Source organism: Brevibacterium sp. (assembly GCF_022712115.1).
Classification (GTDB): Bacteria; Actinomycetota; Actinomycetes; order Actinomycetales; family Brevibacteriaceae; genus Brevibacterium; species Brevibacterium salitolerans.
Genome location: NZ_JALAHB010000258.1, coordinates 1 through 10,338 on the forward strand (window position 1 = coordinate 1; position 10,338 = coordinate 10,338).

9 protein-coding genes are annotated in these 10,338 nt (G+C 70.9%); 7 read left to right on the forward strand and 2 right to left on the reverse strand.

Annotation, left to right across the window (positions count from 1 at the left end):
* On the reverse strand, positions 1-314 hold a 314-nt coding region (locus tag Q0A33_RS15310; RefSeq protein WP_291798800.1), incomplete at its 3' end, for a GntR family transcriptional regulator.
* A gap of 143 nt (positions 315-457) precedes the next feature.
* Here Q0A33_RS15310 and Q0A33_RS15315 point away from each other — a divergent pair.
* The 3 genes from Q0A33_RS15315 (at position 458) to Q0A33_RS15325 (ending at position 3,561) form a co-directional block, all read left to right on the forward strand.
* A complete protein-coding gene (locus Q0A33_RS15315; RefSeq protein WP_291798804.1) occupies positions 458-1,582 on the forward strand; it encodes a biotin/lipoate A/B protein ligase family protein in 1,125 nt (374 codons plus the stop codon).
* A gap of 479 nt (positions 1,583-2,061) precedes the next feature.
* Positions 2,062-2,847 (forward strand): FAD-dependent thymidylate synthase, encoded by a 786-nt coding sequence (gene thyX / locus Q0A33_RS15320; protein WP_291798808.1) that lies wholly within the window; start codon positions 2,062-2,064, stop codon positions 2,845-2,847.
* Between the two features lie 6 nt (positions 2,848-2,853).
* A complete protein-coding gene (locus Q0A33_RS15325) occupies positions 2,854-3,561 on the forward strand; it encodes a hypothetical protein (RefSeq protein WP_291798810.1) in 708 nt (235 codons plus the stop codon).
* Positions 3,562-3,687: 126 nt separating this feature from the next.
* On the opposite strand, the gene Q0A33_RS15330 is transcribed toward Q0A33_RS15325, so the two are convergent.
* On the reverse strand, positions 3,688-4,737 hold the full coding sequence (locus Q0A33_RS15330; RefSeq protein WP_291798815.1) for an alcohol dehydrogenase catalytic domain-containing protein: 1,050 nt from the start codon (positions 4,735-4,737) through the stop codon (positions 3,688-3,690).
* Positions 4,738-5,529: 792 nt separating this feature from the next.
* Between Q0A33_RS15330 and Q0A33_RS15335 the strand changes: the two genes are divergently transcribed.
* The 4 genes from Q0A33_RS15335 to Q0A33_RS15350 all read left to right on the forward strand — a co-directional run.
* A complete protein-coding gene (locus Q0A33_RS15335; protein ID WP_291798819.1) occupies positions 5,530-7,128 on the forward strand; it encodes an ABC transporter substrate-binding protein in 1,599 nt (532 codons plus the stop codon).
* Positions 7,128-8,156: an ABC transporter permease gene (locus Q0A33_RS15340; RefSeq protein WP_291798822.1), complete on the forward strand. Its 1,029-nt coding sequence runs from the start codon at positions 7,128-7,130 to the stop codon at positions 8,154-8,156. The genes Q0A33_RS15335 and Q0A33_RS15340 overlap by 1 nt, the downstream gene beginning before the upstream one ends.
* Complete coding sequence (locus Q0A33_RS15345) at positions 8,153-8,971, forward strand: ABC transporter permease (RefSeq protein ID WP_291798824.1); 819 nt, start codon at positions 8,153-8,155, stop codon at positions 8,969-8,971. The genes Q0A33_RS15340 and Q0A33_RS15345 overlap by 4 nt, the downstream gene beginning before the upstream one ends.
* The coding region (locus Q0A33_RS15350; RefSeq protein WP_291798828.1) for an ATP-binding cassette domain-containing protein at positions 8,968-10,338 on the forward strand (1,371 nt) is incomplete at its 3' end. The genes Q0A33_RS15345 and Q0A33_RS15350, both read left to right, overlap by 4 nt.

A 10,338-nucleotide genomic window follows, 5' to 3' on the forward strand; every position in this document is an offset into this window, starting at 1 on the left:
CCGAGGCCCAGGCGGCGGGCCTCCGCGAGCATCGGGACGATGTAGGCCTGGGCGAAGCGCTCGCGGCGCTCCGCGAGCAGGACCTCCCGGGCCCCGGTGGCGACGAACATGCCGATCCCTCGCTTCTTGTAGAGGATTCCTCTGTCTGTGAGTGCCGCGACGCCCTTGGCCGCCGTGGCCGGATTGATGCGGTGGAAGGCCGCGAGCTCGTTGGTGGACGGCGCCTTCTCCTCCTCGGCCAGGCTGCCGTCGACGATCGAGTCCTCGATCGATTCCGCGATCTGCTGGAACAGGGGCCGTCCCGGGTCGAACATCTGCGCTCCTGCTCTGTGCTCTCCGGACCGCTGGGACCCGGAACACCTGCTTGGTTAGTTACTCAACTAATGAACCATTCAAGTGGGGTGCCCGTCAAGGGCCCGTCCTGCCGGCGCGGACCGGTGGGGCTACCGTGAGGGGTATGAGCGAACAGACGGCGGAGCACGCAGACGAGTACGGAGCGGGAGCGGAGGGCGCGCAGGAGGAGTCCTTCCACGGGGAGCTGAAGGTGCCGGGCGGCAAGCTCGTCGTCGCGGACGTGACGACGGACGGCAGGCACATCACGGGGGCGAAGATCTCCGGCGACTTCTTCCTCGAGCCGGAGGAGGCCTTCGCGGCGCTCGCCCCCGCACTGGTGGGGGCCTCGGTCGCGGATGACGGCGGCGTGCTCACCGGCCGGCTCGAGGCGGCGCTGGCGGAGTTCCGGCCGGAGCTCGACCTGCAGGGATTCTCACTCGCGGACATCGCCACGGTGGTGCGGCGGGCGCTCACCCGTGCCCGGGACTTCACCGACTACGCGTGGGAGGTGGTCCACACGCCGGTCCTGCCGACCCGCCTCAACGTGGCGCTCGACCAGCAGCTGCTCGACGAGGTGGCGGACGGCAGGCGCGGACCCACGGTCCGCTTCTGGGAGTGGGACGACAAGGCAGTGGTGATCGGCTCGTTCCAGTCCTATGTGAACGAGCTCCATCCGGAGGGCGTGAAGGAGCACGGCATCGATGTGGTGAGGCGCATCTCCGGCGGGGGCGCGATGTTCATGGAGGGCGGGAACTGCATCACGTACTCGCTCTACGCTCCCCTCGAGCTGGTGGCCGGGCTCGACTACGCCGAGTCCTACGCGTACCTCGATCGCTGGGTGATCGAGGCGCTCGCCAAGCACGGGGTGGACGCGTGGTACGTGCCGATCAACGACATCACCTCCGCGAAGGGGAAGATCGGCGGAGCGGCGCAGAAGCGCAGGCGCGGTGCCGTGCTCCACCACGTGACGATGAGCTACGACATCGATGCGGACAAGATGACGGACGTGCTGCGCATCGGCAAGGCGAAGATCTCCGACAAGGGGATCGCCAGCGCGAAGAAGCGCGTGGACCCTGTGCGGAGCCAGACGGGAGCTGCGCGGGAGGAGATCATCGAGACGATGATCGACACCTTCGTCACCCGCTACGGCGCCGTGCGCGCAGACCTGCGGCCGGAGGAGATCGCCGCGGCCGAGGCCCTGGTCGAGTCGAAGTTCGGCACTGAGGAATGGACCCACAGGGTGCCGTGAGGCCTTCCTTCCGCAGGCCGCGCGCGATAGCACTGATAGCGTCCGGCGGCGGTCGAGTCCGGTGAACCGCCCCAGGAGAAGCCGTGGCTGCTTCAGCTGCGGGAGCTCGCCCTGGGATACGGCGGTGTGGATCTGGACATCCCCCTGCTCGAGGGGGATCTCACTCAGGTGGATCCGGATGCCGGATTCCGCGAGCGGCCATGATCGCCTCCATCTGCCTCACCCGCGGCCTGCCTCTGGCGACGAGGAACACCCGCGATTTCGAAGGGCTGGGCATCGACGTGATCGGCCCGCGGGACCCGGGCGGGCGGTGACCGGTGCCCCTGCCGCTGATCGTGCCCTGAGCGTCTGCTCACGGCGGCGCGGCGGGTATGGGCGCAGCAGCGGCACTGTGGAAGACTTGGCGTCTGTACCCGGTGCGGCGCCGGGAGGTCTGCGGTGCCGGGTCGGTCCTGCCCCGCCACTTCCGGAGGTCATCCGTGCGCCACGTCGAACCCACCGTCTCACTCATCGCCCGTCCGCAGATCGACTGGGACGCAGTCGAGGCATACCTGGGCGAGGTGGGCGGCACTGCGTGGTCGGACCGGGTGCGCGAGGCCGAGTCGCCGGACGGTGAGGACCTCCTCGAGTTCGCCGGCCGCATGTGCTATCGCTCCTGGGAGCCCGGGCTCAACCCGAACGTCTCCCGCGTCCGCACGGATTCGGAGAAGTACCTGGGCAACGTCATCGGCTCCCAGCACGGCTCCGTGCTGGAGCACGCGAACTACACGTTCGTCCTCCACAACGTCTCCCGGGTGCTCACGCACGAGCTGATCCGGCACCGTGCCGGCTGTGCGTACTCGCAGGAGTCCCTGCGCTACGTCCGCCTGGACGAGATCCCCTTCTGGTTCCCGGAGTGGGCACGCGAGGACGCAGAGCTCATGGAGCGCAGCCTCGCGGTGCTCGACACGCTGGAGGAGCACCAGAAGTGGATGGCCGCGCACTTCGGTCTCGACGAGGAGGGGACCAACTTCTCACACAAGAAGCACATGACCTCGTTCATGCGCCGCTTCGCGCCGGAGGGGCTGGGCACCGGAATCGTCTACACGGCCAACCTCCGTTCCCTGCGCCACGTCATCGAGATGCGCACGGCGGCCGGCGCGGAGGAGGAGATCCGCCTGGTCTTCGGCAAGCTCGCCGCGATCATGAAGGAAGAGGCTCCCGCGATCTTCGCCGACTACTCCGTCGAGGACGGGGAGTGGAAGCCCGGTACCAGAAAGGCCTGATGCACCGTGTCGACCCTCTACGCCGCCTCGCTCTCGCCCTCGAAGCCGGAGGCGCTCGCCCTGCTGCTCTCCCGGCGCGCACCGGGCGCCGAGGTCTCCGCGGAGGGGATCGAACGCATCGCCGCCTACCGGTTCGACGATCCGGCCGGTGAGGTGGGGTGCGAGACCCACATCGTCGCGACGGAGGCCCTCGGCACCGTCCAGGTGCCGCTCACCTATCGCGGTGCTCCGCTCGCCGGAGCGCCCGCCGAGGCCCTGGTCACCACCATGCAGCACTCCGTGCTGGGCGAGCGCTGGGTCTACGACGCGGCCCACGACCCCGTCTACGTCGAAGCGCTCATCCGCGTCATGGCGGAGGGCGGAGCGGGTGCGGAGCAGTTCATGGTGCGCGAGGACGGCTCGTTGCAGCCGGTCAGCGAAGGACTGGCACGTGTGCGCGGCACGGGGCGCGGCGGTGAAGGCGTCATCCGCGCCGATGCCGCGGCGGAGTCCGTGCGGGCCCGTGAAGCCGTGCAGGAGCCGGAAGCCGGGGACTCAGGGCTGCCTGCCGTGGAGCAGCGTGAGTCGTCGACGCTCATCCGCTTCCGAGGCGTGGCGGTCGAGGTGCGCTTCCTGCTCGCCGGGTCCGGCCCCGCCGGTGGTGAGGCGCATCAGCTCGTCGGCACCTGGGACGGGCAGGCGGAACCGGTGCTGCTCGCCACGTACCTCGCCTGAGACGTCTCCGGGCGGAACGGGGGAGCGGACGCGGCGATCCGGCACAGTCCGCCCGGGCATGAGCGGAGTCGCCCCACAGCGCAGACGGCACTCGTCTGCGCGTGGCGGTGTCGCCGCCCGGACGATTCAGGGCCGGATGACCGTGAGGCCGGGCAGCGTCCCCTCGTTCATCGCAACGAGGGCGTCCGGAGTCTCCTCGAGGGAGAGTGTCCGGGTGACCAGGTCCTGCGGCCGGAGCCGCCCCGAGGCCACGAGGTCGAGGAGCGGCGGATAGTCCGCCGCGGACATGCCGTGGCTGCCCAGGAAGGCGATCTCGCGACCGATCACGGCGGGCACCGCGGTGAGCGGTGCCTCGGCGAACAGTCCGATCTGCACGTGCCTGCCCAGCGGCTGCAGCGAGGCCAGCGCTGTGTTCATCGTGACGGGCAGGCCGAGCGCCTCCACCGTCACGTGCGGACCGTGCTCCACGCCCTGCGCGGCCGCCGCGGCCCGGACCGCCGTGGCCGCCTCCGCCTCTGACCGGCCCGTGGTGTTCACGGCGTCCGCGGCACCCATTCGCAGCGCGAGGTCGAGCGCGCCCTGGTTGATGTCCACGGCGATCACATGCGCCCCCATCGCCGCGGCGATCATGACGGCGGACAGTCCCACCCCGCCGCAGCCGAACACCGCGACGACCTCGCCCTCCCGCAGCTGCGCCCGCGCGTGGAGGCCGCGGAACGCGGTGGCGAAGCGGCACCCCAGGGAGACGACGGCCTCGGCGGGAAGCTGCTCAGGCACCCGCACCAGGTTCACGTCCGCGTGGTGGATGACCACCTCCTCCGCCCAGGAGCCCCAGTGGGTGAAGCCTGGCTGGGTCTGGTCCGGGCACACCTGGGCGTTGCCGGAGGCGCAGAATTCGCAGGCCCCGCAGCCGGAGACGAACGGCGCCGTCACCCGGTCACCCGGTGCGTACGCCGTGACCTCCGCACCTGTGCGAGCCACCGTGCCCACGAACTCGTGGCCGGGCACGTGGGGGAGGGTGACCGTGCCGTCGTGGCCGGCCCAGGCGTGCCAGTCGGAGCGGCAGAGGCCGGTCGCCTCCACCGTGATGACCACGCCGTGCGGCGGGGGCTCCGGTGCCTCCACCTGGGTGACGGCGGGGGTCTGGGCGAAGGTGTCGAAGTGGACTGCGCGCATGGACAGGAGTGTAGGGCGGAGGAGGGCCGTCGCCGAGGCCGGTCCCGGCAGTCGGGCACGCCGGGGGAGCGTGGACCGGAGAGGCGTGACGGCTATGAATGCGCCACGGATCGTCATGCGGCGTCACCGGCTTTCACGGATTGGTGACCTGTGTCGGAGGACGCTATTGTTGTTCTCGGTTCAGAGATTTCGCCTCCACGGGAGGACTTTCCCTCAACCGCTGTGCGGAAGACCGCTTTCGCTCGTCTGCCGGTGCAGAAGACCGACACAGAGGAAGACACACGATGATCGCATTCAGGAACTCGCAGGTCTGGGCACTGGCCGCCCGCTTCGAGGCCCTCGATTGTCGTCGCTCCATGTGTGCGCGCATCTGTATGTGAGCATCTCGATGTGACCACGGCGCCCGTGCATGCACCAGCACTCGCGCAGGTGCGGTGCGTCTGCGATCCGTTCCGTGCGAACGGTCCTGCTCCGTGTGACCGTGTGAACAGCACTGCTCTGCCTCATCCGGGCTGCTGAGCATGACCCCAGCGCTCGCAGAATCACTGCTCGCAGCATCGCTGCACACGCATTCTCCGTTCCCTTTCCGCTGACGCGCAGAGTCCTCTGACTCGTCAGTTTCTCCGGTGTGCCGCATTTCCGGCGCTCCGCCATTCCCCCTGCCATTTCTGCGTGCTGTTCCATTCTCGCCTGATCACTTCTCCCAGCCGCTGCGCCGCATTCGGCTGAGTGAAGTGATCACACCGCGAACAATCCGCACCTCCCTCTCTGCCCCTCCAGGAGACGCCTTCCATGCACACACGTTCCGCCCTCCCGCTGACCGCAGCGGCGCTGTCCGCCGTCCTGCTGCTCAGCGCCTGCGGGAACCAGTCAGCCTCCACCGCCGCCGCAGGAGAACCGGTGAGCGGGGGCACCCTGCGCATCGCCTACGACACGGATCCGCAGTGCGTCGACGGCCAGCAGGTCGGTCAGAACACGGCGCTCAACGTGACGCGCCAGGTGACGGACTCACTCACGGACCAGGATCCGGAGACCGGGGAGATCGTGCCCTGGCTCGCGGAGAGCTGGGAGGTCAGCGAGGACTCGCGCGAATTCACCTTCCATCTGCGCGAGGGGGTGACCTTCCAGGACGGGACGCCCTTCACCTCGGCCTCCGTGGCGGAGAACTTCGCGGCGATCCAGGACCTCGGGGCCAGGGCCACGCAGGGCTCCTCCTACCTCGCGGGCCTGCGCTCCGTCGAGACGCCGGACGAGCACACCGCCGTCGTCGCCTTCGAGGAGCCGAATGCCCAGTTCCTGCAGGCGACCTCGACCATGATCCTCGGCTTCTACTCCTCTCGGACGCTGGAGAAGACCCCTGAGGAGCGCTGCGGCGGCGAGATCGTCGGGACGGGTCCCTTCGCCCTCGAGAGCTTCACCCCGGCGGAATCGGCCTCGCTGGTCCGCTACGACGACTACGCCTGGCCGTCCTCGCTCGCCCGGCACGAGGGCCCCGCCCACCTCGACGGCATCGAGATCACGGTGGTGCCGGAGGCCACGGTGCGCAACGGCAGCCTCGGCTCCGGGCAGATCGACGTCGACACCGCGGTGCTGCCGCAGGACGAGGAGACGCTGGAGGCTTCGGGCTTCCCCGTGCTCTCGCGGCCCAATCCGGGCATGACCTACAACCTCCTGCCAAAGGAGTCGAAGCCCATCGCGGAGGAGCCGGAGGTGCGTCAGGCGATCAGCAAGGCGATCAACCGGGAGGAGCTCGCCGCCGTCATCTCCTCCCACCAGTCGCCGGCGACCTCGGTCCTGTCGCAGTCCACGCCCCAGTACACCGACCTCTCCGCACACCTCGCCTTCGATCCGGAGGGGGCCGCTGCGCTGCTGGACGAGGCCGGCTGGGAGCTCAACGCGGAGACCGGCATCCGCGAACGCGACGGCGAGCCGCTGAGCATCGAGCTCAGCTACTGGCAGACGGTGCCGTTCCTCGAGCTCGTGCAGCAGCAGCTGCGCGCCGCGGGCATCGACCTCCGGCTGGAGCGGGCCACGCTGGCCGAACACACCGCGGCGCAGGAGGCCGGCGACCTCACCTTCGACTTCTACAACCTCACCCGTTCGGACGCGGACATCATCAGGACGGTCTTCGACGCGAGAGCCCGCAACGTCAACGAGCGCGAACCCTCGGAGATCGAGGACATCCTCACGGAGACGACCGTGACCACGGACCCGGACGCACGCACCGAGCTGTTCGAACAGGCCGCGGTGAAGCTCATCGAATCAGGCCACGCGATCCCGCTCGTCGAGCTCTCCGGCGTCTGGGCGACCTCGCCCGAGGTGCAGGGCCTCCACTTCGAGGCGTCCTCGCGCGTCCAGCTCTACGACACCTGGCTGGCGGGTGAGGGCTGATGCGGCTGCATCCCACCGCAGGCCTCGTCCTGCGGCGCCTGGGACACGGCGCCGTGGTGCTGTGGGCGGCCTTCACCCTGGCCTTCCTCGTGCTCTACGTGCTGCCCGGGGACCCCGTGGCGATCCTGCTGGGCGGGGACCAGTCCACGGCCACCCCGGAGGAGATCGCCGCCGTCCGGGCCGAGTACAACCTCGACCGGCCGCTGTTCGTCCAGTACCTCCTGGCCCTGACCTCTGCGCTCCGGTTCGATCTGGGGAACTCCTTCGCCACGGGCCAGCCCGTGCTCGAGGCCATCGGGGCCGCACTGCCCTCCACCGTCGCGCTCGCCGTCGCCGCCCTCGTCCCCGCCCTCGTGGGCGGGACCCTGCTCGCGGTCCTCGCCGTGAATGCCCGGCGGCCGGCACTGCGCGCTCTCCTGTCCGAACTGCCCGGCCTGGGCGTCGCACTGCCGACGTTCTGGGTGGGCCTCATGCTGCTGCAGGTCTTCTCGTTCCGGCTCGGCTGGGTGCCGGCACTCGGCGCGGAGGGGCTCCTCGGTCTCGTCCTGCCCGCTGCGACACTCGCGCTGCCGCTCGGGGCGATGGTCGCGCAGGTCCTGCTGCGCGCGCTCGACCGCGCCTGGCGCGAGCAGTACGTCACGACCTTCCGGGCCGCGGGGATGGGCCGGCCCCGCCTCCTGCTCTCGCATGCGGTGCGGGTGGCGAGCCTCTCCCTGCTCTCCGTCGCCGGCGTCATCACCGGCAACCTCCTGGGCGGGACGGTCATCGTCGAGACGGTCTTCACCCGCAGCGGCCTGGGCCGGCTCGCGGAGTCCGCGGTCTCCTCGCAGGACATCCCGCTGGTGCTCGGCATCGTGGTCTTCTCCGCCGTCGTGTTCGTGCTCGTCAACCTCGCCACGGATCTGCTGTACCCGCTCGCGGACCCGCGCACGCGCCCGGCGGTGCGGACGGCAGCGCAGAGAGCGCCCGAGGCTCCCCGACCCCAGCACCCCGTCCCGTCCCCTCCGACCGAGGAGGTGCGCGCATGAGCGCCGCTCCGCCGGGCCGCATCCGGCCGGGACTCGTCCTCGCCGCGCTCCTCCTCGCGCTCGTGACGGCCTGGGCGCTCGTCCCGGACCTGTTCACGGGCCGCGATCCCCTCTCCGGCGATCCGCTCCAGCGGCTGCAGGCGCCGGGTGCCGGTGCGCTGCTCGGCACGGATCAGCTGGGCCGCGACGTGCTCGCCAGGGTCATCCACGGAGCCGGCTCCTCGCTGGGCACCACGGCGGTGGCAGTGCTCCTCGCCTTCGGCGCGGGCACGGCGATCGGCGTGATCGCGGGATTCCTCGGACGCGGCGTCGATGCGGTCCTCATGCGCATCATCGACGTCCTCCAGTCCATCCCCGGACTGCTGCTCTCCATGTCCGTCGTCGTAGCCCTGGGCTTCGGCGCGGTGAACATCGCACTCGCGGTCGCCCTGGCCTCGGTCCCCGCCTTCGCCCGTGTGGCGCGCGGCGAGGTGCTCCGCTGGCGTTCGACGCTGTTCGTCGAGGCCGCCCGCCTGAACGGCATCCGCACGCCGGAGGTCGTGGTCCGTCATGTGCTCCCGCACGCCGTGGGCCCCGTGTTCGCGCTCGCCGCACTCGAGTTCGGCTCCGCGATCCTCGCGGTCTCCGCACTGAGCTTCCTGGGCTACGGTGCACCGCCGCCGCAGCCGGAATGGGGTCTCCTCGTCTCCGAGGGCCGCGACTTCATCGCGAGCGCGTGGTGGCTCACCACGATGCCCGGACTCCTCATCGCCGCCGTCGTCCTCTCCGTCAACCGCATCGCCCTCGCCCTCGGATCCGGAAGGAGCCGTTCATGAACCCCGCAGCCCGGGCACGGGCCGCCCTCGCGCGGCCTGCCCTGCCCAGCCCGCTCTCCCTCCTCCTCAACCTGGCCCGTCACGCCGAGCAGGAGCTCACGGGGACCACCCTCACCTCGGTGCCGGCACCCTCCGTGGCTCGGGCGGGGGCAGGGCCCGAGCAGCCGCCCGGATCAGGGGACCGGGAGAACCCCGGCGCCGCCGCACCCGAGGCGGGTCCCGCCACCGTGCCCGGGGCGGCCTCGGCTCCCGTGCTCCGCCTGCGCGATCTCACGGTCCGCTATCCCGCCCGCGGCGGCGAGGTCACCGCCGTGGCCGGGGTGGACCTGGAGGTGCGTGCGGGGGAGACGGTGGCGATCGTGGGCGAATCGGGCTCCGGCAAGACGACCACGGCGGCCGTCGCCGCAGGTCTGCTCACCGCGGGGGCGCGGATCGAGGCCGCGGAGCACAGCGTGTTCGGCACGGACATGCGCGGTGCCGGGGAACGGGCCTGGCACGGCGTGCGGGGCACTCGCATCGGCTACGTCCCGCAGGACACGGGGGCCGGACTGAACCCCGTGCGGACCATCGGCTCGCAGCTGAAGGAGGTCCTCACCCTCCACGGCCACACTCGCGCCGAGGCACAGGACCGCCTCCGGGAGGTGCTCGCGCAGGTGGGCCTCGATCCCGAGGCGCACCCGGCCCGCTTCCCCCACGAGTTCTCCGGCGGACAGCGGCAGCGGATCCTCATCGCCCTGGCCCTGGCCGGCGATCCGGGCCTCATCATCGCGGACGAGCCCACCTCGGCCCTCGACGGGACGGTGCAGAAGCAGGTGCTCGATCTGCTCGCCGGCCTCGTCGCAGAGCGGGGCGCGGCGCTCGTCCTCATCACCCACGACCTCGGCATCGCGCGGGACAGGGCCGATCGGGTCCTCGTGATGTCGGGCGGCCGGCTGGTCGAATCCGGTCCGGCCGCGCAGATCCTCGAACGGCCGCAGGAGGAGTACACGAAGCGGCTCCTCGCGGCGGCGCCGGGGCTCACCGGTGTGCCGCTGCTGCAGAGCCGGCGCGTCCAGGTCGGACAGGAGCCGGCGGGCGAGCCCCTCATCCGCGTCACCGGTGTGCGAAAGACCTACGCCGGGCACCGCGCAGGCACCGTTCGTCCTGCCGTCGACGGCGCATCCGTCACGCTGCGTGCGGGGCGGACGGTGGGGATCGTCGGGGAATCGGGCTCCGGCAAGTCGACGACCGCCCGCATCCTCGTCGGTCTCGAGAGCGCGGACGCGGGCACCGGCACCGTGCTGGGCGAGGACTTCGCGACGCTGCCGGCACGGGTGCGGGCACTGTCCCGCAGGGCTCGGTTCGTGCACCAGGACGCGACGGCCGCG

Excerpts from the sequence above, each read along its gene's own strand:
- Q0A33_RS15335 (WP_291798819.1), top strand. The coding sequence starts at position 5,530 with ATGCACACACGTTCCGCCCTCCCGCTGACCGCAGCGGCGCTGTCCGCC.
- Q0A33_RS15315 (WP_291798804.1), top strand. The coding sequence starts at position 458 with ATGAGCGAACAGACGGCGGAGCACGCAGACGAGTACGGAGCGGGAGCG.
- Q0A33_RS15330 (WP_291798815.1), bottom strand. The coding sequence starts at position 4,737 with ATGCGCGCAGTCCACTTCGACACCTTCGCCCAGACCCCCGCCGTCACC.
- Q0A33_RS15340 (WP_291798822.1), top strand. The coding sequence starts at position 7,128 with ATGCGGCTGCATCCCACCGCAGGCCTCGTCCTGCGGCGCCTGGGACAC.
- Q0A33_RS15345 (WP_291798824.1), top strand. The coding sequence starts at position 8,153 with ATGAGCGCCGCTCCGCCGGGCCGCATCCGGCCGGGACTCGTCCTCGCC.